Raw genomic sequence first — 24826 nt, forward strand, 5'->3', positions numbered from 1 at the left:
GCGCACTTTTGTAAAGCGAAATTCCGCCGTCCTATACCGGATGGAGCTGCCCGTTGCGAAGCTCGAGCTGGCGGCCGATTTTGGCCGCAAATCCGCGGTTGTGCGTCGCCACCACCAGCGCCGTTCCGCGCTCTTTGTTCAGGCGAAAGAGCAGCTCCTGCACCTCCTCGCCGATACGCACGTCGAGCGAGCCGGTCGGCTCGTCGGCCAGCACCAGCTTGGGCCGAAGCACCACCGCGCGAGCCAGCGCGACCCGCTGCTGCTCGCCTCCCGAAAGCTTTCCCGGGCGGTGGTTGAGACGATCCTGCAGGCCGACCAGCTGGAGCAGCTCCGCAGCCTCCGCCTCCGCGCGGCGCCGATCGATTCCCTGAATCAGCGCCGGGAGCATGACGTTCTCCAGAGCCGAGAAATCCGGGAGCAGATAATGGAACTGGAAAACGAAGCCGATCTCCCGATTGCGGAAGCGCGCCAGCTCGATCTCGTCGTCCAGCGGCAGCGCCTGGCCCTGATAGAGCACCTGCCCCGCGGTCGGACGGTCGAGCGTCCCCAGGATGTGGAGCAGCGTGCTTTTCCCCACGCCCGATTCGCCGACGATCGCGACGCGCTCGCCGGGCTCGAGGTCGAAGTCGAGTCCCGTGAGAACCCGGATCTCGCGCTCGCCTTCGACGAAGGTCTTCTCCAGGCCGCGCACCGAAAGCAGCTTACTCATAGCGGATGATTTCCACCGGATCGAGCTTGGCGGCCTGGCGCGCCGGGTAGATGCTCGCCACCAGACAGACGGCCAGAGAGGCGAGGGCGATCAGGACGAAGTTTCCGGCGTAGATCCGCACCGGGACGGTGGAGATCAGGAAGACGTCCTTGGGGAGCTCGATGAACTGATACTCCTGGATCAGCAGACAGATGACGTAACCCGCGATCACTCCCAGAACCGTTCCGACGACTCCGATCACGCACCCCTTGATCAGAAAGATCTTGCGGATGCTCTGCCGCGTGGCGCCCATCGACTGCAGGATCGCGATGTCCTTTTTCTTCTCCATGACCACCATGATCAGCGTGGAAACGATATTGAACGCGCCGATCAGGATCATCAGCAGCAGCACGAGGAAATAAACGGTCTTCTCGAGCCGCAGCGCCGAAAACAGGTTGGGCCACAGGCGGGACCAGTCCTCGGTGATGTAAGGGAAGCCCAGCTCCCGCTGGATCCGGTCGGCCACCTCCTTGGCCCGGTCCACGTCGCGCACCTTCATCTCGATGGTGGTGACCCCTCCGTCGAGCTCGAAGAACTTCTGGGCGTCCGCCAGGCTCATGAAGACCAGCGTCGAGTCGATGTCGCTCATGCCGGAATCGAACAAACCGACCACCATGAACCGCCGCACCTTCGGGATCACGCCGATCGCCGTCGGGCTGCCCAGCGGCGAGACCACCTGCACGGGATTTCCGGGAAAAACGCCGAGCTGGCCGGCGAGGCGCCGCCCCAGGATCACGCCCGGCAGGTGCACGGTGCGGTCGTCCACCCGCAGCGCATGCATTTTCTTGAGCCCCCCCAGGCTTCCCTCGCGCAGGTAGCGCTCGACGTCGACCACGGCGTTAACGCGGTCGGGGTCGATGCCACGAACCACCACTCCCGAGACCCGCGGCCCGGCCGTGAGCATCACCTGGCCGTACACCGTCGGGGTCGCCGCCACCACGCCGTCGGTCCGGGCCAGCCGCGGCAGGAGCGCCTCGTAGCCTTCGAGCGGACCGCCCGCCCGGCTGAGCGCGATGTGCGCGTTGATCCCCAGCAGGCGGTCGCGCAGCGTCTCCTCGAACCCGCTCATCACCGCCATCACCACGTTGAGCGTCATGACGCCGATCATCACTCCCAGAACGGAGATCACCGTGATCAGGGAAATGAACGTCTCCCGGCGGCGGGCCCGCAGGTACCTAAGCCCGATGAACCATTCGTACTGCATGGACGTGGCCGTGCCGCGGCTAGCGCTGCGGCCGCAGCAGCGGAAACAGGATGACGTCCCGGATCGAGGGCGAGTCGGTGAACAGCATCACCAGCCGGTCGATGCCGATGCCCTCGCCGGCGGCGGGCGGCATGCCGTATTCCAGCGCCCGGACGAAATCCTCGTCGATGGGATTGGCGGTGTCGTCGCCGGCTTTGCGCGCCTCCATCTGCTCGAGAAAACGCTGGCGCTGGTCGTCCGGATCGTTCAGCTCCGAGAAGGCGTTCGCCAGCTCCCGCCCGCCGATGTACAGCTCGAAGCGGTCCACGAGCGTCGGGTCGGCGTCGTTCTTGCGCGCCAGTGGCGAGACCGCCAGGGGAAACCCGGTCACGAACGTCGGCCTGACGAGGTGCTGCTCGGCGATCTCCTCGAACACCTCGACCAGCAGCTTGCCGTACGGCGCGCCGAGGTCGACCCGCAGGCCGCGCTTCTTCGCGAACTCCCGCAGCCCTTCGTGCGAGGCGATCTCGGCGACTTCCGCCCCGCCGTGGCGCGCGATCGCCTCGGGAATCGCGATCCTTTCCCACGGCGGCGTGAGGTCGATCTCGCGTCCCTCGTACGTGAGCCGCGCGCCGCCAGTGACCTCGCGCGCGAGCGCGGAGAACAGCTCCTCGGTGAGCGTCATCAGGTCCTCGAAGGTCGCGTAGGCCTGATAGAACTCCAGCATCGTGAATTCCGGATTGTGGCGCACCGAGATGCCTTCGTTGCGGAAGCTGCGGTTGAGCTCGAAGACGCGCTCGATGCCCCCGACGAGCAGGCGCTTGAGGAACAGCTCCGGCGCCACCCGCAGATAGAGGTCCATGTCGAGAGCGTTGTGGTGCGTGACGAACGGCCGCGCCGCCGCGCCGCCGGGGATCGGGTGCATCATCGGGGTTTCCACCTCCAGGAAACCCCGCTCCTCGAAGAAACGGCGCACCAGGCGCACGATGCGCGAGCGGGTCTCGAAGACCCGTCGCACTTCCGGGTTCACCATCAGGTCGAGATAGCGCTGGCGGTAGCGCGCCTCGACGTCGGCCAGCCCATGCCACTTCTCCGGCAACGGGTGCAGGCACTTGGCGAGCAGCCGGACGCTTTCCGCCTCGACCGTCAACTCGCCGGTCCGCGTGCGAAACAGGCGGCCGCGCACCCCGACGATGTCGCCCGCGTCGAGCGCCTGGAACAGGGCGTATCCGCGGTCGCCGAGCCGGTCCTTGCGCGCGTAGACCTGCAGTCGGCCCGAGCCGTCCTGAATGTGGAAGAAGGAAGCTCTTCCGAAGTTGCGGATCGTCATGATCCGCCCCGCCACCTGGAAGCGCTCCTCGATCCCCGCGAGCTGCTCCTCGCTGAAGTCGCCGAACCGCGCGGCGATCTCCGCCGTCGAGTGGCTCGGCTTGAAATCGTTGGGATAAAGGGGCAGCCCCGCCTGCCGGAACTGTTCCAGCTTCTGGCGGCGCACCTCCGACTGCTCGCTGGCGCTTTGCGGGACGTCTTTGGAAGCAGGGGCCATGGTTCGCAATTCTTTCGAAAGTACTATTGCGTCGCCCCGAATTCAATCCGTCGGCGACGACGAGGGTGGTCAGAGACCGAGATTGCGGCAGATCGCTTTCACGGAACGGGACTTGTTGAGCGAGTAGAAATGGATTCCCGGAATCCCGAAGCGGAGCAGCCCCTCGCACTGCCGGGTCGCGTATTCGATCCCCAGGCGCACGCACGCTTCGTCGTCGTTCTCGACCTTCGCCAGCGCGGCCTCGAGCGCGGGCGGGATCTTGGCGCGGCAGAGCGCGGTGAAGCGGCGCACCTGAGGAACCGACAGGATCGGCAGGATCCCCGGCACGATCGGCACCCGGACCCCCATCTCTCTCAGATCCTCGACGAAGCGGTAGTAATCGTCGTTGTCGAAAAAGAGCTGCGTGATCACCACCGACGCCCCCGCCTCCACCTTCTCCTTCAGGTAACGCAGGTCGGAAGCCCGGTCCTTCGCCCGGGGATGCACCTCGGGAAAACCGGCCACGGCGATACAGAAGCCGCCGATCGCCACCGCCTCGCGCACCAGCTCGATCGCGTGATGGAACCCGTCGGGGTGAGGCTGCCAATCCACCAGCCCCTGCGGCGGATCGCCGCCGAGCGCGAGCACGTTCTCGATTCCCTTCTCCTTGAGCTGGTAGAGCACCCCCCTCGCCTCCGCCTTGGACTGGCCGACGACCGTCAGATGGCACATCGTCTCCAGGCCGCAGAGCCGATGGATGCGGTCGACCAGGTCCACCGTCTTCTCGCGCGTGCTTCCCCCGGCTCCGTAGGTGACCGAGCAGAAGGCCGGCTTGAGCGACTTCAGCTCCTCGATCTCGCCGAAGAGGTTTTCTTCGCCTTTTTCCGTTTTCGGAGGAAAGAACTCGATCGAGACCGTTAGCGGCCGCTGGGCGTAGAGGTCAGCAATTCTCACGCAGAAGATCCTTGGGGGCGCCCTTGCCCAGGCGCTGTGTCGTAACGCTGTCTAATAGCACAACGTTATGCTCCCGCACAATCCGGAAACGAAAGGTCACGACGGACCGGCGCCCGCTTTGCGAGCCCGCTCGCGGGCCGCGACCGGGTCGCAACCGGAGTCCGCGTCCGAGGTGATCAGCGGGCGCAGCCGATCGGTGTGATCGAGCCAGAGCCGGCGGATCGGTTCGGGAACTCCGTAAAGCTCGAGGGTCTCCGCCAGGATCCGGCGGCGGCGCGCGAAGTGGCCGCCCATGATGGGGTGGCGGGCGTGGGCGACGTCGAGCGGCCGTCCGGTGTAGGGTACGTCCGCGCCGAGCAGGCCCGCGGCGAGCTGGTATTCGAGCTCCTTGAGGCGGGCCTTGTCGACCCCGCGGAAAAAAAACCCGATCATCCGGTCGGCGAACACGCGGTCGATGAACGTATCGATGATCTTTCTCAGACCGGCTTCGCCGCCGAGCTGTTCGAAGGGCGCTTTTTCCACGGATGGTGCCGGCTCTGCCGAATCGCGCTGCGCTAGAGCATCCCGAGCTGGAGCTTGGCGGCCTCCGACATCCGGCTCGGATCCCAGGGCGGGTCCCACACCAGCTCGATCGCGACGTCGCTCACGCCGGGGATATTCCTGATCTTGCCCTCGACCTCGGCCGGGAGCGACTGGACGGCGGGACAGTGGGGCGAGGTCAGAGTCATCCGGATGCGAACCACCGCCTGCTCGTCGACGTTCACGTCGTAGACCAGCCCCAGGTCGTAAATGTTGACGGGAATCTCCGGGTCGAAGCAGGTGCGGAGCGCTTCCAGCACCTGCGCTTCAAGAACGGTGTCCTGCAGGGCGCTCATCGTTCGCCTCGAGAAACTCCTAAACGATGCCGAGCTGCTGCCGCGCGGAAGGCGAGATCATGCTCTGATTCCAGGGCGGATCCCAGACCAGCTCGACGTCGACCTCCGCCACCCCGGGAATCCGGGAGAGCTTGCTCTCGATATCCTGCTTGAGAAACTGGCCCATGCCGCAGCCGCGCGCGGTCAAAGTGAACCGCACCTCCACCCGGCAGCCCTCCGGGCCGGGGGCCACCGAGCAGCGGTAGATCAGGCCGAGGTCGACGATGTTCACCGGGATTTCCGGATCGAAGCACGAGCGCAGCTGCTCCCAGACCCGCTTCTCGACGGTCGCCGCGTCCCGCCTCTCTTCGTCGCCTTCCCGCCACGACTGCGCCGGCGGCTCCAGGCCGATCGCGTCCGCGTCCCGCCCGTCGATACGGACCATGTAACCGCGATCCGTCATGACGGTGAAGCCGGTGCCGAGCGATTGGGTGAGCCACGCCGAGCTCCCGGCGCGGAGCGTTATCCGTTCTCCGCTCGGAATCATCACCGCCTCGCAATCCCTTCTGAGGGTCAGGGGTCGTTCGCTTTTCATAAAACCCTTGCCCCGCCGGCCCTACTCCGTCGTCACCGGCTCCTTGGCGCCCTTGAGCGCCGCGTTGGCCGTATGCCAGGCCAGAGTAGCACATTTCACGCGCGTCGGGAATTTTGCCACGCCGGCGAGAATCCTGAGCTTCCCGACCGCGGCTTCCTCCCCTGTGCTCTGCCCGGTGAGCATGCGGTGCACGCTGTGGAACAGCTCTTCCGCCTCCTTCTCCGTCTTGCCCTTCAGCGCCGCCGTCATCATAGAAGCCGATGCCTTGGAAATCGCGCACCCCGAGCCCTGAAAGCTGATGTCCGCGATCACTCCGTCCACCAGCTGCAGGTAGACGGTGACGTGATCCCCGCACAGCGGGTTGTAGCCCTCGGATTTCCGGTTGGCGTTCGTCATCGGCCGGAAGTTCCTCGGGCTCTTGTTGTGGTCCAGGATCACCTCCTGGTACAGCTCGTCCAGATCCGACATCAGCCGAACACCTTGAGAACCCGGTGGAGCCCTCGCACCAGCGAGTCGACCTCCTCGCGGGTGTTGTAAAACGCGAAGGATGCGCGGGTGGTCGCCGGGACGCCGAAGCGCTGCATCACCGGCATCGCGCAGTGATGCCCGGCGCGCACCGCCACGCCCTCCTGGTCGAGGATGGTGCCCACGTCGTGAGCGTGGATGTCGTCGAAAACAAACGACACCACCCCGGCCTTCTCCCTGGCCGTCCCGATGATCCGCAGGCCGGGAACCGACGACAGGGCTTCGGTCGCATAGCGCAACAGCTCGCGCTCGTGCGCCTCGACCGCGGTCCAGTCGAGAGCCTCGAGATAGTCCACCGCCGCCCCCAGTCCGATGCCGCCCGCGATATGGGGCGTTCCGGCCTCGAACTTGTACGGCAGGACATTGTAATGGGTCTTTTCGAACGTCACCAGGCTGATCATGTCGCCGCCGCCCTGGTACGGCGGCATCGCTTCGAGAAGCTCGGCGCGGCCGTAGAGCACGCCGATGCCCGTCGGGCCGAACATCTTGTGTCCGGAAAACGCATAGAAGTCGCAGCCGATCTCACGGACGTCGACCTTGAGGTGCGGTACCGCCTGCGCGCCGTCGACCAGGACCGGCGCGCCCCGCGCGTGGGCCAACCGGACGACCTCCTTCACCGGCACGACGCTCCCCAGCGCGTTCGAAACGTGCGTGACGGCCACGAGCTTGGTGCGCTCGTTCAACAGCCGCTCGAATTCCTCGAGCACCAGCTCGCCGTCGTGGTTGATCGGAATGACGCGCAGGCGGGCTCCCACCTGCGCGCAGACCATCTGCCACGGCACGATGTTCGAGTGGTGCTCCATGGCCGAGACGACGATCTCGTCGCCCTCCTTCAGAAACGTCCGGGCATAGCTCTGCGCCACCAGGTTGATCGCCTCGGTGCCGCCGCGGACGAAGATGATCTCGTGCGCCGCGCCGGCGTTGATGAAGCGTCGGAGCTTCTCCCGGCTGGCTTCGTAGGCGTCGGTCGCCTGGGCGCTGAGGTAGTGGACCCCGCGGTGGACGTTGGCGTTCTCCAGACTGTAGTAACGCGTGATCGTGTCGATCACCGAGCGCGGCTTCTGGCTCGTCGCGCCGTTGTCCAGGTAGACCAGCGGTTTGCCGCGCACCATGCGGTGCAGCACGGGGAAATCCTCGCGAACGCGATAAACGTCGAAAGCGGCCGCGGCTCTTTTGGGAAGCGCTTCCATCGGAATCTTCAACCGTCCGTCACGGTAAATTTGCCCAGCACGTACTCGTCCAGCCCGGCCCGCATCGGCGGGATGCGGATCCGGTTCACCACCTCGCTCGCGAAGGCGTAGCTCAGCAGGCTTCGGGCGCCGGCGAGATCCAGTCCGCGCGAGCGAAGGTAGAAGAGCGCATCGCGGTCGAGCTGGCCGATGGTCGAGCCGTGGCTGCACTTGACGTCGTCGGCGTAGATCTCGAGCTGGGGCTTCGTGTTGACGCCGGCCCCGTCGGAGAGCAAGAGGTTGCGGTTGACCTGCCGGGCGTTGGACTTCTGCGCCCCCCTGTGCACCAGGATCTTCCCGTCGAAGACCGCGTGCCCGTTGCCCGCGAGAATACCCTTGTAGAGCTCGAAGCTCGTCGCGTGCGGCTTGAGGTGATCGATTCTCGTGTGGTTGTCGACATGCCGCGCGCCGTCCACGAGATAAAGCCCGTTGAGGACGCACTGCGCGCCCTCCCCGTCCAGCGCCACCCGCACGTCGTTACGCACCAGCGCTCCCCCGAGCGTGATGCCGTGCGCCGTCAGGCTGGCGCCCCGCCCCACCCGTGCGACGACCTCTCCCACATGCAGCCCGTTTGCGCCCTCGCGCTGCAGCCGGTAGTGATCGAGCACCGCCCCCGGCTCCTGCACGATCTCCGTGACGGGGTTGTCGAAGTAGGTCCCGGCCTCCAGGCCGATATAGCACTCCACGACCCGGGCGGAAGCTGCCTCGCCGCACACCAGCAGGTTGCGCGGGTGCACCGCCGCCGGGCGCTCGCCGCCGCGGGAAACGAAGATCAGGTAGAGCGGCTCCTCCAGCACTGCGCCGCGCGGCACGTGAACGAACGCCCCGTCCTCGAAAAACGCGGCGTTCAGCGCCACGAAGCTGCGATCACGGTGGCCCGCGCAGCGACCGAGATGCGCGCGCACGATTTCGTGATCGTCCGCGATCGCCCGCGCCAGGCTGCCGGCTTCGACGCTTTGGGCGGCGCCGCGCAGGCTCGAAAGCTCTGCCGCAAGCCGCCCGTCGACGAACACCAGGCGGCTGAAGGCCGGGTCGGCGAACGAGAGGCTGAAGATCTCCTTCGCCGGCGGGCTCCACGGCACGCCGTTGGCCCTCTCGAACGGGCGCGCGACGATCGGCTCGATGCTGGTGAACCTCCACTCCTCGTCCTTTTGCGTCGGAAAGCCGAGCTGCGCGAAGGCCCGGATCGCCTCCTCGCGCAAGTCCTCGAGCCACGAAGGGCCCCGCCCGATGCCGTTTTTGCGGTAGCGGGAAAAGACCGCGACGTAGTGCTCTTTCGTTCGGGTTGCAATCATCGGAAGCGCGTGCCCGGAGCGGCTCACTGCAGGGCGGCCGACTCGCTCTTCACCCAGTCGTAACCCTTGACCTCGAGCTCCAGGGCGAGATCCCTGGCGCCGGATTTCACGATCCGCCCGTCGTACAGGACGTGGACGTAGTCGGGAACGACGTAATTGAGCAGCCGCTGATAATGGGTGATCACGATCATCGCCCGCTCAGGGGAGCGCAACGCGTTGACGCCGGCGGCGACCACGCGCAGCGCGTCGATGTCGAGGCCGGAGTCGGTCTCGTCGAGGATCGCGAGGCTCGGATCGAGCACGGCCATCTGGAGCACTTCGTTGCGCTTCTTTTCGCCGCCGGAGAAACCCTCGTTGAGCGGTCGATTGATCAACGCCTCATCCATTTCCACGAGCCGCGCCTTTTCCTTGATCAGCGCGAGAAACTCCATGGCGTCCAGCTCTTCGAGGCCGCGATGTTTGCGCACCGCGTTCAGCGCGGCCTTGAGGAAATAGCTCGTGCTCACGCCGGGGATCTCCACCGGATACTGAAACGCGAGGAATACCCCTTCTCGCGCCCGTTCTTCCGGGGTCATCGCCAGGAGGTCTTTGCCGCGATAGACGACCTCGCCCTCGACGACTTGATAGCTCTCCCTTCCCGCGAGAACGTGCGCCAGCGTGCTCTTGCCCGACCCGTTCGGCCCCATGATCGCATGGACCTCGCCCGCCCCGACCCGCAGGTCGATGCCGCGCAGGATCTCCTTCTCCTCCACCTTGACGCGTAGATTCTTGATCTCCAACATTCGTCTGTGTGCGCTAACCGGCCGTCTGGACACGCGGCGGCGACAGGCGCCCCCGCAACCCCTGCTTGTCCGCGATGTCCCGAATCGCGATGCTGTCCAGGAACCTCGCCAGCACCGCTTGCGCCTGCTCCCAGATCGACTTCTGCAGGCAGACCGGACAGTACGAGCAATAGCTCGCTCCTTTCTCCACGCACTCCATCAAGACCAGCGGCCGCTCGACGGTCTCGTAGATGTCCTTGATCGTGATCGAGTCCGCGGGCTTGGCCAGCGTGAACCCTCCTTTAGAGCCGACGTGCGACTGAACCAGCCCTCCCGCCACCAGATCCTTCATGATCTTGGAAAGATAGAACGGGGGAATGTCCTGGCTGCGCTCGATATCCGCGCGGCTCACGATCTTTCCTTCGGGCTGCCCGGCGAGATAGGACAGCGCGCGGATCGCGTAGTCCACCCGCCGCCCGACGTTCATCAACGAGCTTCTCTCCGTGGTTCGGGAGCGCCTCATGGCTGAATTGAAATATAGACTCCTTAGGTCTCCATTGTCAAGGCAACCGGGCTCACAGCTCCGCCCTTCCACCGTCTGCGGCCCTGTGCTAAGAGAAAATCCATGTCGATCCTGAAGGTTTCACGGCTCGGACATCCCGTGCTGCGCCGCCCCGCGGACCGTGTCGAGAGGGAGGAGCTCGAAAGCGCCGCCGTCCAGAAGCTCATCGACGACATGATCGAGACGATGCGGGAATACGACGGCGTCGGCCTTGCGGCCAACCAGGTCCACGAGTCGAAGCGGATCGCGGTGCTCGAGGTGGCGGAAAACCCCCGCTACCCGAACAAGCCCGCCGTGCCGCTGACGGTGCTGGTCAATCCGGTCATCGCTCCGGCGGGCGAGGATCTCGAGGAGGACTGGGAGGGCTGCCTCAGCATCCCCGATCTGCGGGGCAAGGTGCCGCGCTACCGCGCGGTCCGGGTCGAGGCCTGGGACCGCCGGGGAGACGATCTGCGCTTCACCGCCACCGGCTTTCACGCGCGCATCATCCAGCACGAGTGCGACCACTTGAACGGCAGGGTCTATCTCGACCGCATGCGCGATTTCACCACGCTCACCTTCCTTCAAGAGCTGGCTCGCTACTGGGCCGGCCGGTAAGCCCGCCGCATTGTCTTTGCTCCGGTGAAAGGCTAGATTCCCCGCATGACGTCCACCGCGTTGCAAACCGCGCTCGATCGCCTTCTCTCGTCCACACGGCTTTCCACGGCCCGTATCCTCGACCGGGCGCTCTCGGATCACGAGCTTTCCATCGACGAGATCACGCAGCTCTTCGACGCGGAAGGCCCCGAGCTCCTGCCCCTGGCGGCTGCGGCCGACTATCTCCGGGAAAAGACCGTCGGCGACATCGTTACTTACGTAGTCAACCGCAACATCAACTTCACCAATGTCTGCGTCAAGGCCTGCGGCTTCTGCGCCTTCAGCCGGGGCCATCTGGCGGAAGAGGGCTATTTCCTGCCGGTCGAGGAGATCGTCCGGCGCGCCCGCGAGGCGGCGGAGCTCGGGGCAACCGAGGTCTGCGTCCAGGCGGGACTTGCGCCGGGAATGGACGGCTGGCACTACGTCAACCTCTGCCGGGCGCTCAAGGAGGCGCTTCCCGATCTCCACATCCACGGCTTTTCGCCGGAGGAAGTGCTCTACGGAGCGACGCTGACGGGTGTCGGCGTCCGGGACTATCTCGTCGCGCTGAAGGAGGCGGGCGTCGGCAGCCTGCCAGGAACGTCGGCCGAGGTCCTGGTCGACGAGGTCCGCAGGCAGATCTCGCCGGGCCGCATCACGACGGCGCAGTGGATTCATCTGATCCAGACCGCACACGAGGTCGGGATCCCGACGACGTCCACGATCATGTACGGCCACATCGAGAGCTCGCGCGACAAGGCGATCCACCTGAGCATCCTCCGCGACATCCAGCGGCGCACCGGAGGGATCACCGAGTTCGTACCGCTCAGCTTCGTGTACGAGGAAGCGCCGATGGCGCAGCGCCGCAAGATCGCCGGCCTGCGGTCCGGCGCGACCGGCGCCGAAGTTCTCAAGATGTACGCGGTCTCGCGCCTTGCCCTTAACCGCTGGATTCCCAACCTTCAGGTCTCGTGGGTGAAGGAGGGACCGAAGCTGTCGCAGACGGCGCTGCTCGCCGGAGCCAACGACTTCGGTGGAACGCTGATCAACGAGAGCATCTCGACCGCCGCCGGCTCGGGCCACGGGCAGCTGATGAAGCCGTCGCAGTTCCGCTCGCTGATCCGCGAGCTGGGCCGCGTTCCTGCCGAGCGCTCCACCACCTATCGGCACCTGAAAGTCTTTCGCGACGCCGACTCCGACGGGGCCGACCGGCTCGACGCCGTCGAGCAGCCCGAAGAACGCTTCGGGTCCTACCACCAGCTGATCCGCCAGCAGAGCTACCGCTTCAGGGACTTCTATCGCGAGCAGAAGGGGAGATCCTGACCCCCGCGCCGCACCGCATGCAAACCAACTTCGCAGCCTGGCCGACAGAACGACGGACGGCCCTGGAGCAGCCAAGACGCGGGAAGTCGCGATTCCAAAGTCTTTGTGCTCCGGGACGTACGGCGCCGCCGTCGAGCGCCGGCTTTCATCGAAGGATCCCGATCGAAACTTGCGCAGAGGTACCGATCCATCGTCTTCGCCGGCGAGGGCCCGCCGGGCGCGTCCGGGACCGATCGCAAGCGCGGACTCTTCAATGAACGGCGACCCGGCCCGCTTCGAGGCGATCGGCAACCGCCTGGGGTTTCGCGTCGCCGAGGAGAACGCGGACCGGCTGAGCCTGGTCTGGCAGGGCGCCCGCTTTCCGGCCTTTCTCTGCCTCGGTATCGCCCTGACGTTGCTTTCCGTTTCGATTCCGATCGTGCTCGCGGTCGCGCGCCGGGGATTCGAGGGGCCCGCGGCCGACCTCTGGTACTTTCCGGTCATGAACGTGATCCTGTTCGGCGTCGCGGTCTATCTCGTCACGCTCAAGCGCACGGTCACCTTCGACCATCGTCGCGGCGTGGCGATCTTCGTCAAGCGCGCGCTGCTCGGCGGCGCCCGGCTCACGCTTCCCTACGGCGAGATCGAGCGCCTCCACCTGGGAACGGACCAGGTTTACGGCGGCTTCGCTGTCGCCGGCTCCTCGGCCGCCGAGCGTTTTCCCGCTCCGGCTCTGCGGCTGGTGACTTGCTTCGGGGCGACGGTCCTCATCGACCGCGCCGGAAGGCGCCGATTGCAGGATCTGGGGGACCGGATCGGCCGGGCGATCGGCAGGCCTTTCACCGCGGAACCATCCGCCGCGGCGCCCGGAGCCGAGCTCTCGGCGCCGCCGCTCAGGCCCGCGTCCTGACCAGCAGCTGGTGCAGCTGCCCGACGGCTTTCTTCACTCCCTCGTGCAGCAATTGCTCGGCGCTGAGCCAGCGCACTCCCCGCTGGCTGATCTCGCCCAGGGCGAAGATGTTCTCGCTGAGGGGCTTTTGCGTTTCGTCGAAGCGCGCGGACCAGACGATGTCGCCCCTGCGCACGTCGATCAGCTCGAGCACGAAGGCGACCGACGCCGGGCTTTTCGCGCCCCATTCGTCGCCCACGCGCTCGCGGTAGCGCTGCACGCGTCCGACCAGCACCGCGTCGGCGAAGACCATCTCCCCGATCCGTCGCAGGCGGGCCGCCTCCCCCTCCGTCGAGACCGTGCCGGCAACCTCCCGCACTTCGCTTTCCGCGACGATCTGCCAGCCCGGAGCCGCGGCCATCGCCGCATAGAGCTGCCGCGCGAGCGTTTCCGAAATCTCCCTTTCGGAGTTTTTCGCCTCGCGCCCCGAGGTAAAGGGAACCTTCGGTTTCTGCGCCGGCTGGGCGGTCTCCGGCGTCACCACCGCGATCCGCCTCACCTTGCGTGCCTGGATATCCGTCGAATGCCGGGTCTGGATGTTTCCCGGCCCGAACGTGCAGCCCGCGAGCGCGAGCGCCAGCACCGGCAGCCGCTTCAGCATGGGCCGCAACGCAACAAATGGCCGTGGTCGCCTCAAGGCCGATCCTCAATCCGCAGCGACGATGCGGATGCCGAGCTCCCGGAGCTGCTTCGGGTCGACGGTCGAAGGGGCGTCGGTGAGCAGACAGACCGCTCGCTGGCTCTTCGGGAAGGCGATCACGTCCCGGAGCGAGCGCGCTCCGCTCAGCACCATCGCGAGCCGGTCGATGCCGAGCGCGATCCCCCCGTGCGGGGGCGCGCCGTAGCTCAGCGCTTCGAGGAAAAAGCCGAATTTCGCCTCGGCCTCTTCCGGGCCGATCCCCATGAGCGCGAGCATCTTCTTCTGCAACCCGAGGTGATGAATCCGGATGCTGCCGCCACCGATCTCCAGCCCGTTCAGAGCAAGGTCGTAAGCCTTGGAGCGCACCTTGAGTGGATCGCTGTCGAGCAGGGCCAGGTCGGCGTCCAGCGGCGCCGTAAAAGGATGGTGCACCGCCGCGTAGCGCCCCTGCTCCGGGTCGAGCTCGAGCAGCGGAAACTCCACGATCCACACCGGCGCATACTGGCGCTCCGGAATCAGTTCGAGCTTCCGCCCGAAATGGATCCGCAGGTTGCCGAGCGTCTCATGAACCACCCCGGCGTCGTCGGCCGAAAAGACGATCACGTCGCCCGGCCGGGCTCCCGCGGCCTGCTCGATCGCCTTGCGCTCCGATTCGGACAGGAATTTCGCGATCGGCGACTGCCAGCCCTCCGGGGCGAGCCGGGTCCAGGCCACTCCTTTGGCGCCGTAGGTCGCCGCCAGCGGGGTGAGATCGTCGAGGTCCTTGCGCGACAGCCCGCCGCCGCCCGGCACCCGGATTCCCTTGACCACGCCGCCTTTTTCGATCGCCGAGGCGAAGACCTTGAACTTGGAGCCACGCAAGACCTCGGTGAAATCGCTCAGCTCGAGGCCGAAACGGATGTCGGGCTTGTCCGATCCGTAACGATCCATCGCCTCCTTCCAGGTGAGCTTCGGAAACGGCCGCGGCAGGTCGATTCCCTTGAGCTCGCGGAACAGCAGCGCGATCATGCCTTCGGTCACCTCGATGACGTCCCCGCTCTGGACGAACGACATCTCCATGTCCAGCTGGGTGAACTCGGGCTGCCGGTCCGCGCGCAGGTCCTCGTCGCGGAAGCACTTGACGATCTGGTAGTAGCGGTCCAGGCCGGCAACCATCAGGATCTGCTTGAAGAGCTGCGGCGACTGCGGCAGCGCGTAGAACTTCCCTGGATAGATCCGGCTCGGAACCAGGTAATCGCGGGCTCCCTCGGGCGTGCTCTTGGTGAGCACCGGCGTCTCGACATCGATGAAACCCAGCCCGTCGAGGTAGTCCCGGATGAGCTTGGTCATGCGGTAGCGGAGAATCAGGTGGCCCAGGCTCTTGGGCCGGCGCAGATCGAGATAGCGGTACTTGAGGCGCGTGTTTTCGCTGGCTTCGGTCTCGTCCTCGATCGGGAACGGCGGCACCTGCGCGGCGTTGAGCAGCTTGAGCTCGCGGCCGAGCAGTTCGACCGCTCCGGTGGCGAGCTGCGCGTTGACCGTGTCTGGCGGCCTGCGTTCGAGCGCGCCGCGGACGGCGATCACGTCCTCTGCGCGAAGCTGCTTCGCCTTCTCGTGGGCGGCGGCGCTCACCGCCGGGTTGAACACCACCTGGAGAAGCCCGCTACGGTCGCGCAGGTCGACGAAGATCAGGCCGCCGTGATCGCGCCGGCTGTGGACCCAGCCGGCGACGGTCAGCTCCCGGCCCGCGGACTCGATCCGCGGCTCGCCGCAGTAACAGCTCCGCTTCCAGTCTCCCAGGGGTTCGTCGAACACTCGTTCCATGGGCCTAGCCGCCCGCCTTTCTCGCCAGCAGCTCCGCTTCGGCGCGCTCCGCCGCGATCTCCTCCTGTCGCTGCTTTCTCATGTCGCGTACGATCAGTCGCCCCCGGGCCAGCTCGTCGTCGCCGACGATCAGCACCGTCTCCGCCTTGAGCTTGTCCGCCCGGCGCATCTGGCTTTTGAGGCTCTTCTCCTCGCCGTCCATTTCCACCGTCAGTCCCTGCCGCCGCAGCGAGCGCACCAGCGGAAAAACCCACTCGCGCGCCCGCCTTCCGATCGCGACGACGTAGAGCGCGGGGCCGCGCGGCCCGTGCGGACCCTTGAGCTTGAGCAGGAGCACGAGCCGTTCCACTCCGATCGCGAAGCCGACGCCGGGGATCGACGGACCTCCCAGGTCATGAACCAGACCGTCGTAGCGTCCGCCCGCGGCGATCGCGTTCTGGGCGCCGAGTTGATCGCTGATCCATTCGAAAGCGGTTCGACAGTAGTAGTCGAGGCCGCGGACCATGCGCGGATTCAGCGCGAACGCCACATCCGCGGCCCCGAGCAGGCGCTGGACCGCTTCGAGGTGCTCCCGGCACGCTTCGCAGAGATGTTCGAGGATCGACGGCGCGTTCCGTGTCTTCTCCGTGCAGCCGGGCTCCTTGCAATCCAGGACCCGCAACGGATTGCGCTCGATCCGCTGCCGGCAATTGAAGCACAGCTGAGCTTCGCGCTCGCGGAGGTATTTTTGCAGCGCTTCCCGGTACGGTGGCCGGCAGCGCACGCAGCCGAGCGAGTTGAGCTGCAGTGATGCCCCCCCGACGCCGACCGCCGCGAAAAAATCGTTGAGCAGCAGCAGCAGCTCGGCGTCGATGAACGGGTCGGAGCGCCCCAGCGCTTCCGCCCCGATCTGGTGGAACTGGCGCATCCTGCCCTTCTGGGGGCGCTCGCGGCGAAACATCGGACCGACGTAGAAGAGCTTGCGCACCGGCTCGGTCTTGTACAGCTCGTTCTCGACGTAGGCCCGCACCACGCCCGCGGTGCCTTCGGGCCTCAGCGTCAGCAGCGACCCTTTGGCGTCCCGGTCGGCGAACGTGTACATCTCCTTTTCCACGATGTCGGTGGTTTCACCGATCGAGCGTGTAAACAGCTCGGTCTTCTCCAGGATCGGGATCCGGATCTCGGAGAAATTGTATGCGGCGAACATCTTCCGCGCCTGCTCCTCGACGACCTGCCAGGTCTCCACATCCCCCGGGAGCACGTCGGAAAAACCTTTGATGGCGCTGACTTTCATCGGAATCCGGCCTTCACTCCATACAGCACAACGATACTCTCAGGTCAAGCAAACGATCACCGTCCGCGCTCCTGCGGGGCCGGCGCGCGCCTCTGCCTGCGCCGACTGGCGGCGCGAACCCGACGCTCGGCTCGGCCTTGGAACTCTTTATGCGCGAGGATGGACAGAGTGGATATGCAACGACCGCCCGCCAGGAAACCTCAAGAGCATTCCCTACGTTAACGTGGCCCGCCCGGCGCGTCAACCTCCGGCCCGGCGGGGAGGTCCCACCGCTCCCAATCCGCGCACGGTCTCGCGTGGCCGCGCGCTTCGGGCCGCGCTCCGGGTGGGCGTGGCCTGTCCGCGCGCCAAGTCAAATTGACAACGCCGAGGCCATTGGATAATGACTGGTCACGCACACCGACGCCGACGGCGGCCCGCGACCGGGCGTCGAGCGGCGTCACGCCCGACGCGGAGCATCGATGGCGGAAGAGAATCTACGGCTGAAGGACCTCGACGAGCGCCTCCGCGGAAAGTGGATTTCGGGGCTCTGGCGCGTTCCCGCGGCGGATCGGCCCGCCGACCCGAGAACCAAAGTCGTTCCTCATCTCTGGCCGTGGGCCGACGTTCTGGACGCCCTGCTCCAGGCCCGCGAGCACGTGACGCTCGAGCGCGGAACCGCCGAGCGCCGCACGCTCCGGCTGGTCAACCCCGGCGTGGCCGATCTGGAGATGACGAGCCACACGATGGTGCTCACGTTCCAGCTCATCCAGCCGGGCGAGGTGGCGCCGCCGCACCGCCACACGATGTCCGCCGTGCGTTTCATCCTCCAGGGCAAGGGAGCCTACACCAACGTCGATCATTGCAAAATGGCCATGGAGGACGGCGACCTGATCCTGACGCCGCGCTGGGCCTGGCACGAGCACGCCCACGAGGGTGGAGAGCCCGTGATCTGGATCGACGGCCTGGACGTTCCCTTCATCCAGGCCCTGCAGGTGATTTCTTTCGAGCCTTATCCCGAAAAGCGGCTGCCGGTGAAAAGCGCCTCCGCCGCACTGCCCTGGGGCTCCGTCCGGCCTGTGGCGCCGCCCGAGGGTACGCGGTCCGCCCCGCTGCACTATCGCTGGCGCGACACCTATGCCGCGCTTCAGCGCCTGGCCGAAGGACCGCCGCATCCCTACGAGGGGTACGCCCTGGAGTACGCCAACCCGCTGACCGGCGGGCCGACCCTGCCGACGCTCTCCTGCCGGATCCAGCTCCTTCACCCGGGCCAGCGAACCGCTCCGCACCGCCACACGAGCACCGCGATCTACCACGTGTTTCGCGGCAGCGGCACGACGACCATCGACGGACGGCCGTTTCACTGGCGGAAGGGAGACACCTTCATCGTACCGCTCTGGCACTGGCACGAGCATGCCAACACCTCCCCCAACGAGGAGGCTCTGCTCTTCTCCATGAACGACGCTCCGATCCTCGACGCCTTCGGCCTGTATCGCGAAGAAGGCCGAGGCGAATCCTATCTCGGCCTTTAGGGCGAAGCGCAACGGCGATGAAGTTCGGCGTCTTTCTTCCCGTCTCCGGCAGAGCCGCAAGCCGCGACACTCTGATGAGTGCTGCTCGACAGGCCGAATCCCTGGGATACGACTGCGTCTGGGCCGCCGATCGGATCGTGATCCCCTGGACGATCGAGACTCCTTATCCCTACAGCCGGGAGTCCACCTTCATCGTGCCGCCGGACCGTCCGTTCTTCGAGCCGCTCACGTGCCTTGCGTTTCTCGCCGGCTGCACGGAAAAGATCCGTCTCGGCATGAGCGTGATGGTCATGCCCTACCGCCATCCGCTCTACTGGGCCAAGACCGCGGCCACGATCGATCACCTCTCGCACGGCCGGCTCGTCCTCGGTCTCGGCGTCGGCTGGATGCGCGAGGAGTTCGCCGCGCTCAACGCGCCGTTCGCCGAGCGCGGCGAGGTCTCCGACGAGCAGCTGCGCCTGCTCGCGCGACTGTGGAGCGACGAGCGCGCGAGCTTCGACGGCCGTTATTACCGGTTCGAGAACATCGCCTTCAACCCGAAGCCCTTCCAAAAGCCGCGGCTGCCCATCTGGATCGGCGGCGAAGGGCGCCGGGCGCAGCGCCGCGCCGGCGTTTACGGCGACGCCTGGTTTCCGTACTTCGTCAGGATCACGCCCTCCGAGCTGACCCGCCGCTTCGAGCACGTCCGCCGCTGCGCGCGCGAGGCGGGCCGGGATCCCGCGGACGTGCAGCTCGCCTGCTGCCTCCCTGTCGAGCTGACCGAACGCGACGTGCCGCAGCAGGAAGACTCCCTGCGCGGCAGCCCCGCTCAGGTCGCCGAGGCGCTGATGCGCTTTCGAGCGGCGGGGGCCGTGCACGTCGGCCTGCAGTTCATGGTCCCCTACTGGCCCGCTCGGCGCGAACAGATCGAGCGTTTCGGGCGCGAGGTGCTCCCCGCCTTCGCTTCGTGATCGCCCGCGCTGCGGCGGCGCCGTCTTGAACTGCTCTTGCCGCTGGGCTAAGAACAGCTATCCCCACGCTGATCGAGAAAGGACCCGTTCAATCATGAGCAGTTTACCGCGCATCGCGCTGATCATCACCGGCGGAACGATCGACTCGCTCGGCAAGGACCGCCTGGACCTGGCCTGGTATATCGAGGCGGGCAAACGGCTGGGCGAGGGCGAGCTTCTGGCGCAGCTTCCCGAGTTGAAGACGATCGCCGAGGTGCGCGAGGTCCCGTTCCGGCGGCTCCCCAGTCACGCGCTCGTCGACAAGGACTGGCTCGATCTGGTGCGCACGATCCACGCGATCTTCGACGAGGACCGGGCCGACGGCATCGTCGTCACCCACGGCACCAACACGATCGAGGAGACGGCCTATTTTCTCAACCTGACGCTCAAGACCGACAAGCCCGTCGTGCTCGTCGGCGCGATGCGGCCCGCGTCCGCGATCAGCGCGGACGGCTATCTCAACGTGGTGAACGCGGTCCGGGTCGCCGCCGATCCCGCTTCGCGCGGACGCGGCTGCCTGCTGGTGATGAACGACACGATCTTCAACGGCCGCGACGTCACCAAGAATGCGACCTATCGAGTCGAGGCTTTCCAGTCGCGCGACCTCGGACCGCTCGGATACGCGGACGGCGACGGCAGGGTCGTCTATTATCATTCCCCGGTGAAGAAGCACACGGTCGAAACCGAGTTCGATGTCCGCGACATGCGGTCGCTGCCGCGCGTCGACATCGTGGTCTCCTACGTCGGCGCCGACGGCAGGATGATCGAGGCCGCCGCGGCGGCGGGCGCCCGCGGCATCGTCAGCGCCGGCACGGGGGCCGGCCGCCCCACGCCGGCGGAGGACGAGGCTTTCGACCGGATGTACAAGGAAAAGGGGATGATCATGTGCCTGTGCAGCCGCGTTGCTGCCGGGCGAGTCGTCCGGAGCCCCGGCCTGGCGCGCCGCGGCTTCGTCGCCGGCGACAACCTCCCGCCGTGGAAGGCCCGCCTGTTGCTCTCGCTGGCGCTCACGAAAACCTCCAACGCCGACGAGATCCAGCGGATGTTCGACACCTATTGACGTTTCCCGGTTCCCGCCTGCCGGTTTCAATATCGGCCGTCGAACGCCGCGAAGCGGCCGGGTCGGAATCCCGCCCGAGCCGCATCACGCCGCACGCAAGGCGTGGACGATGTCGAGGCGCGCCGCGCGAACCGCCGGAAGAAAGCCCCCGGCCAGCCCCATGAGCACGGCGAAGCCCAGCGAGGCGGCGGCGATTCCCGGCGAGAGCGCGAACGAAAACGCCAGCTCGGCGAACGACCCGAAGTTCAGCGTCGAGATCGTGAAGAATCGGAGCAGCGAGGCGAGACCGAGGCCGGCGGCCCCGCCGCTCACGGAAAGCACGAGGGATTCTAGCAGAAACGCCAGCAGGATACTGCGCCGGTGAAAACCGAGCGCGCGCAGCGTGCCGATCTCGACCGTCCGGTTGGCCACCGCCCCGTACATGGTGATCATGGCGCCGATGGTGGCGCCGCAGCTGAAAATCACCGTCACGAAGATTCCGAGAATGCGGATGAACGTGGCCATCATCTCCGACTGCTCCTCGAAAAACGCCTTCTCCCGCTTGACGCTGAGATGCTGCAATCGGTTGTCGGCCTCGAACACGGCGCGCAGCTCCTCGAACGCCTCCGCATGAACGAGCCGAAGGGTGGTCGTGGAGAACGAGGAGCGCCGAAAGGCGTCCATGATCTGGCGGCTGTCCCCCCAGACCTCGGACTCGAAGCCGCTCCCGTCGGCGGCGAAGGTTCCCACCACGGTCCATTGATCGCCGCCGAACTTGATCCGCTCGCCGATCTGCGCGCCGGCGAACCGGCCGGCGATGGCGGCCCCGACGACGACCTCGCGCGCGCCCCAGCGGAACGCCCGCCCTTCGACGATCCGCACGGCCGGCCGCAGCCGGAACGCCGCCTCCTCCACGCCCCGGACGGTGACGTTGCTGATGCCCGACCCCCCGATCTTGTCGAGGTTGATGACCACGACGATCTCCCGGGAGCTCATCGGACGTCCGTCGGGCAGACGCGCCACCTGGGGAAGGCCCGAGACGATCGCGGCCGCCTCGCGATCGAGGATGCTCATGATCTCGCTCATGGCGGCCTTGCGGATCACCACGACGTTGTCGTCCGACCCCGTGGAGCGGAGCGTTTCGCGCACGCCGTCCGCCATCATCAACACCGCCGTGAAGACGAACACGACGAGCGCGATCCCGGAAGCGGTCAGGAACGTGGTCAGGCGCCGGGAACAGGAGCTCCGGACGACGTACTTCAGCGGGACCGCCATCGGCTCAGCCCACGTAGCGCAACCCCTCGACGATCCGCGTGGCGAGCGCGCGGCGAGCGGGGATCAGCGCCGCGAGCACGCCCACGCCGAGCCCCGCCGCGGCACCGGCGAGGATCGTTTCGGGCTTGACGTAGAAGACGGGGAACCATCCCTTGGGCAGCGCGGCCTCGAACGCCTCGACCGCGGGCAGGGTCGCCCCCAGCCCCACCGCGCTCCCCAGGACCGACAGGATCAGCGACTCGCCCGCGATCAACACGCAGAGCTGGCGCCCGGAGAACCCCAGCGCTTTCAGCACCGCGTACTCGTGCGTCCGCTCCCGCGCGGACATCACCATCGTGTTGCCGAGAACCAGGAGAATGATGCCGATGATCACGAACGACATGACGTTCATCGCCGTGATGACGGCGCTGGCCGCAGACAGAAAGCTCTGCTGGAACGCCCGTTCCGTCTCGGTCTTCGTCTCGGCGCGCGAGTTGGCGAAGAGCCGGTCGATCGCCTCGGAGATCGCCGCCGAGTTCTCCGGATCGTCGATACGGACGATGTACCAGCCGACCTCACCCGAGCGCTCCGGCAGCTCGCGCCGCACCCGCTCGTCCAGATAGCGGTAGTGGAACATCATCGTCGCCGGGTCGGTGCTCTGGTCCCGGGGCTCGTAGATACCGCGCACCACGAACTCCCAGCGGCCCGGATAGACGTCTCCCTCGAGCGTCATGATGTCGCCGATCTTCAGGCCGTAGCGCCGCGCGATGTCGCGGCCGATGATGCAGGCGTTGCGTTCCCGGCGGAAGGCTTCGAACTGCTCCGGGGGAACCACGAACTCCGGGTAAACCTCGAAAAAGGTATCCGAATCGACCGCCAGCCGGGCGAAGAACTGGTTCTTGTCGATGTAGACCCCGGAGAACCAGTTGGCGAACGTGACGGCGGTGACCCCGGGAATCTGCGCGATCCGGTCCCGGTAGGCGAGCGGCAGGGGAAAGACGAACGAGACCGCGTGGCGGGTGATCAGGCGATTGGCCGCCGACGCCTCCACTCCCGCGTACCACGCGCTGACCACGGTGCGCAGCAGGGCGAACGCCATCACGGCGACACCGACGCCGATTACCGTGAGCGAGCTTCGCAGCTTGTGCCGGACGGCGTTGCGCAAGAGCAGCTTGAGCAGCTCCACCGGAATCTCCTCACGCCAGCTCGCCCTTGTCCAGGTGGCGGCGCGCCCGGGCCCGCTCGGCGGCTCGAGGATCGTGGGTGACCATCACGATGGTCTTCTTCAGCTCGCGATTGAGCCGCTCCATCAAATCGAGCACCTCCTCGGCCGAGACCTTGTCGAGGTCGCCGGTCGGCTCGTCCGCCACCAGGATCAGCGGATCGGTGACGATGGCCCGGGCGATCGCCACCCGTTGTTCCTGGCCGCCCGAAAGCTGGCGCGGATAGTGGTGCATGCGGTCGGCCAGCCCCACGATCCTCAGCGCGGCCTCCGCGTGAGCGCGCCGTTCCTTTCTCGAAAGCGGGGTCAGCACCAGGGGCAGCTCGACGTTCTCGAGCGCCGTGAGGACCGGGATGAGATTGTAGAACTGGAAAATAAAGCCGATGTGGCGCGCTCGCCACTCGGCCAGCTCGCTCTCGCTCAGCTCGGTGATGTCGGTGCCCGCGACCCGAATGGTCCCCGCGGTGGGCTTGTCGATGCCCGCGATCAGGTTCAGCAGCGTGGTCTTGCCGGATCCCGACGGCCCCATGAGGGCGACGAACTCTCCCGGCGCGATTGCAAGCGAGATGTTCCGCAGGACCGGGATCTCGATGCTGTCGCGCCGGTACGATTTGAACAGGTTGCGAATCTCGATCAGCGGGCTCTCCACGGCTGCAGCGTCACTGTCCTTTCACGGTTACCCTGACGCCGTCGCGCAACGCCTCGGTCGCCCTCGAAACCACCCGCTCGCCTTCCTTCAATCCTTCCTTGACCTCGATCAGCCCCGCGACCTTTCGCCCGATGACCACCGGCGTCTCGACCGCCCGTCCGTCCCGCACGCGGTAGACGACGCGCCGGCCCTCGCGCTCGGCCACGGCTGTCTCCGGTACCGTGAGAAAAGGCCTGGCGTCGCGCCCGCCGGCGTCGGTCGCGGGCGAGAGGAACGCGACCTTGGCGCTCATCTCCGGCAGCACCCGGCGGTCGTACCGACCGAACTTGATCTTCACCATCACCGTCGCCTTCGCCCGGTCGGCGGTCGGGACGATCTTGCTCACGTAACCCGGGTAACGATGCTCGGGGTACGCGTCCAGCGTGATTTCGCACTCCTGCTCGGGGAGGACTCGCGTGATGTTCGCCTCGGAGACGTCCGCCTCGACCTCGAGCGACGACATGTCGGCGATCGTGACGACCGCCGCGCGCGAGCTCGCCGCACCCGCCAGCGGCGCGACGATCTCTCCCACGTCGGCGTTTTTCTGGACCACGGTTCCGTCGAACGGCGCCACGATCCGGGTGTTCTCGACCGCCACCCGGGCCTCCTCGACGGCGAATCGCGCCGCGCCGATCGACGCCACGACCCGCTGGTAGCGCGCGTCGGCGGCATCGTAATCCGCCTGAGCGATCAGGTTCATCGCCAGCAGCCGTCTCTGCCGTTCGAGGTTTTCCCTGGCGTCGTGAAGGTCGGCCTCCGCGAGCCGCAAGTTTTCCTGCGCCCGTCGGAGCGCGGCGACCACGTCGGCGTCGTCGAGGCGCGCGATCACTTGCCCTTTCTTGACGCTGTCCCCTTCCTCGACCCCGAGGTAGACCAGGGTACCGGTCCCCTTCGACGCGACCGCCGCCTTTCTGCGGGCGACCACGTAGCCGCTCGCCGTCAACACGGCTCGCGCCTGCGACGGGGAAGTGAGCGAGACCGCGGCGAGCCGGACCTCGATGCCGGGCCGGAATCGGCCCCAGAGGACGAAGGCGGCGCCGGCGAGCGCGAGCAGCCCGACGAGCCGGAGCACGAGGCGCAGCGCGCGCCGCCTTCGCCACGGACCGCCGCGCTCCGGGCGATCGATCCTCAAAGCCGCGAGATCGGCATCGCCTTCCATAAACGATTTTCCTAGAACCTATCTCAAAATTAGAAACTCGTGTATCATCGGCGCATGTTGAGACTCAGCGATGAACATTGGGCGAGGATCCGGGAGCATTTTCCCGAGGAAAATATTCCCGATGGCCGTCCCGGACGTAAACCGATTCCTA

Annotated in this window: 25 protein-coding genes; 6 read left to right on the forward strand and 19 right to left on the reverse strand. The window is 66.6% G+C overall.

Features of this window, described 5'->3' with window-relative positions; genetic code table 11:
* Positions 1-31: 31 nt before the first annotated feature.
* From VNN77_18690 to VNN77_18745, 12 genes are all read right to left on the reverse strand, one after another.
* The gene (locus tag VNN77_18690) at positions 32-709 is read right to left on the reverse strand and encodes an ABC transporter ATP-binding protein (protein ID HXG53430.1); all 678 of its coding nucleotides are present in this window, start codon (positions 707-709) and stop codon (positions 32-34) included.
* Positions 702-1952, reverse strand: a complete 1251-nt coding sequence (locus VNN77_18695; GenBank protein ID HXG53431.1) for a lipoprotein-releasing ABC transporter permease subunit — start codon at positions 1950-1952, stop codon at positions 702-704. Before VNN77_18695 ends, VNN77_18690 begins: the two co-directional genes overlap by 8 nt.
* Before the next feature lie 19 nt (positions 1953-1971).
* The gene (lysS, locus tag VNN77_18700; GenBank protein HXG53432.1) at positions 1972-3477 is read right to left on the reverse strand and encodes a lysine--tRNA ligase; all 1506 of its coding nucleotides are present in this window, start codon (positions 3475-3477) and stop codon (positions 1972-1974) included.
* Between the two features lie 69 nt (positions 3478-3546).
* Entirely contained in the window at positions 3547-4410 is an 864-nt protein-coding gene (gene metF / locus VNN77_18705) for a methylenetetrahydrofolate reductase [NAD(P)H] (GenBank protein HXG53433.1), read from the reverse strand.
* A gap of 96 nt (positions 4411-4506) precedes the next feature.
* Positions 4507-4932 carry a group 1 truncated hemoglobin gene (locus VNN77_18710; GenBank protein HXG53434.1) on the reverse strand — a complete coding sequence of 142 codons (426 nt, stop codon included), beginning with the start codon at positions 4930-4932 and terminating at the stop codon, positions 4507-4509.
* 32 nt (positions 4933-4964) lie between these two features.
* A complete protein-coding gene (locus VNN77_18715; GenBank protein ID HXG53435.1) occupies positions 4965-5285 on the reverse strand; it encodes an SUF system Fe-S cluster assembly protein in 321 nt (106 codons plus the stop codon).
* 19 nt (positions 5286-5304) lie between these two features.
* Complete coding sequence (gene sufT, locus VNN77_18720; protein HXG53436.1) at positions 5305-5859, reverse strand: putative Fe-S cluster assembly protein SufT; 555 nt, start codon at positions 5857-5859, stop codon at positions 5305-5307.
* Positions 5860-5880: 21 nt separating this feature from the next.
* The gene (locus tag VNN77_18725) at positions 5881-6327 is read right to left on the reverse strand and encodes an SUF system NifU family Fe-S cluster assembly protein (GenBank protein HXG53437.1); all 447 of its coding nucleotides are present in this window, start codon (positions 6325-6327) and stop codon (positions 5881-5883) included.
* A complete protein-coding gene (locus VNN77_18730) occupies positions 6327-7574 on the reverse strand; it encodes a cysteine desulfurase (GenBank protein ID HXG53438.1) in 1248 nt (415 codons plus the stop codon). Before VNN77_18730 ends, VNN77_18725 begins: the two co-directional genes overlap by 1 nt.
* Positions 7575-7582: 8 nt before the next feature.
* Entirely contained in the window at positions 7583-8908 is a 1326-nt protein-coding gene (gene sufD, locus VNN77_18735; GenBank protein ID HXG53439.1) for a Fe-S cluster assembly protein SufD, read from the reverse strand.
* A gap of 23 nt (positions 8909-8931) precedes the next feature.
* Positions 8932-9690 (reverse strand): Fe-S cluster assembly ATPase SufC, encoded by a 759-nt coding sequence (gene sufC, locus VNN77_18740; GenBank protein ID HXG53440.1) that lies wholly within the window; start codon positions 9688-9690, stop codon positions 8932-8934.
* 13 nt (positions 9691-9703) lie between these two features.
* Positions 9704-10156, reverse strand: coding sequence for an Rrf2 family transcriptional regulator (locus VNN77_18745; GenBank protein HXG53441.1), 453 nt, complete (start codon positions 10154-10156; stop codon positions 9704-9706).
* Positions 10157-10294: 138 nt separating this feature from the next.
* On the opposite strand from VNN77_18745, the gene def reads away from it, so the two are divergent.
* From def to VNN77_18760, 3 genes are all read left to right on the forward strand, one after another.
* On the forward strand, positions 10295-10828 hold the full coding sequence (def, locus tag VNN77_18750; GenBank protein HXG53442.1) for a peptide deformylase: 534 nt from the start codon (positions 10295-10297) through the stop codon (positions 10826-10828).
* Positions 10829-10873: 45 nt separating this feature from the next.
* Positions 10874-12169, forward strand: coding sequence for a 5-amino-6-(D-ribitylamino)uracil--L-tyrosine 4-hydroxyphenyl transferase CofH (gene cofH, locus VNN77_18755; GenBank protein ID HXG53443.1), 1296 nt, complete (start codon positions 10874-10876; stop codon positions 12167-12169).
* A gap of 253 nt (positions 12170-12422) precedes the next feature.
* Positions 12423-13058 (forward strand): hypothetical protein, encoded by a 636-nt coding sequence (locus tag VNN77_18760; GenBank protein HXG53444.1) that lies wholly within the window; start codon positions 12423-12425, stop codon positions 13056-13058.
* Here VNN77_18760 and VNN77_18765 read toward each other — a convergent pair.
* Genes VNN77_18765 through hisS form a run of 3 tightly spaced genes read right to left on the reverse strand, consistent with a single transcriptional unit; the run spans position 13042 to position 16813 of the window.
* On the reverse strand, positions 13042-13698 hold the full coding sequence (locus tag VNN77_18765) for a hypothetical protein (GenBank protein HXG53445.1): 657 nt from the start codon (positions 13696-13698) through the stop codon (positions 13042-13044). The genes VNN77_18760 and VNN77_18765 overlap by 17 nt on opposite strands.
* Before the next feature lie 45 nt (positions 13699-13743).
* Positions 13744-15540 carry an aspartate--tRNA ligase gene (gene aspS, locus VNN77_18770; protein HXG53446.1) on the reverse strand — a complete coding sequence of 599 codons (1797 nt, stop codon included), beginning with the start codon at positions 15538-15540 and terminating at the stop codon, positions 13744-13746.
* A 4-nt stretch (positions 15541-15544) separates the two neighbouring features.
* A complete protein-coding gene (gene hisS, locus VNN77_18775) occupies positions 15545-16813 on the reverse strand; it encodes a histidine--tRNA ligase (GenBank protein HXG53447.1) in 1269 nt (422 codons plus the stop codon).
* A gap of 461 nt (positions 16814-17274) precedes the next feature.
* On the opposite strand from hisS, the gene VNN77_18780 reads away from it, so the two are divergent.
* The 3 genes from VNN77_18780 (at position 17275) to VNN77_18790 (ending at position 20373) form a co-directional block, all read left to right on the forward strand.
* Positions 17275-18324, forward strand: a complete 1050-nt coding sequence (locus VNN77_18780) for a cupin domain-containing protein (GenBank protein ID HXG53448.1) — start codon at positions 17275-17277, stop codon at positions 18322-18324.
* A 17-nt stretch (positions 18325-18341) separates the two neighbouring features.
* Positions 18342-19274: an LLM class F420-dependent oxidoreductase gene (locus VNN77_18785; protein ID HXG53449.1), complete on the forward strand. Its 933-nt coding sequence runs from the start codon at positions 18342-18344 to the stop codon at positions 19272-19274.
* Positions 19275-19368: 94 nt separating this feature from the next.
* Positions 19369-20373, forward strand: a complete 1005-nt coding sequence (locus VNN77_18790; GenBank protein ID HXG53450.1) for an asparaginase — start codon at positions 19369-19371, stop codon at positions 20371-20373.
* Positions 20374-20457: 84 nt separating this feature from the next.
* Here the strand turns inward: VNN77_18790 and VNN77_18795 are convergent, their stop codons facing one another.
* From VNN77_18795 to VNN77_18810, 4 genes are read right to left on the reverse strand one after another with little or no spacing between them, the layout of a single operon-like run.
* Positions 20458-21627: an ABC transporter permease gene (locus VNN77_18795; protein HXG53451.1), complete on the reverse strand. Its 1170-nt coding sequence runs from the start codon at positions 21625-21627 to the stop codon at positions 20458-20460.
* A 4-nt stretch (positions 21628-21631) separates the two neighbouring features.
* Entirely contained in the window at positions 21632-22792 is a 1161-nt protein-coding gene (locus VNN77_18800) for an FtsX-like permease family protein (GenBank protein HXG53452.1), read from the reverse strand.
* Between the two features lie 10 nt (positions 22793-22802).
* Entirely contained in the window at positions 22803-23477 is a 675-nt protein-coding gene (locus VNN77_18805) for an ABC transporter ATP-binding protein (GenBank protein HXG53453.1), read from the reverse strand.
* Positions 23478-23487: 10 nt separating this feature from the next.
* Positions 23488-24675 (reverse strand): efflux RND transporter periplasmic adaptor subunit, encoded by a 1188-nt coding sequence (locus tag VNN77_18810; GenBank protein HXG53454.1) that lies wholly within the window; start codon positions 24673-24675, stop codon positions 23488-23490.
* Positions 24676-24826 lie beyond the last annotated feature (151 nt).

The organism is Candidatus Zixiibacteriota bacterium (assembly GCA_035574315.1).
Classification (GTDB): Bacteria; Desulfobacterota; Binatia; order UBA9968; family UBA9968; genus DATLYW01.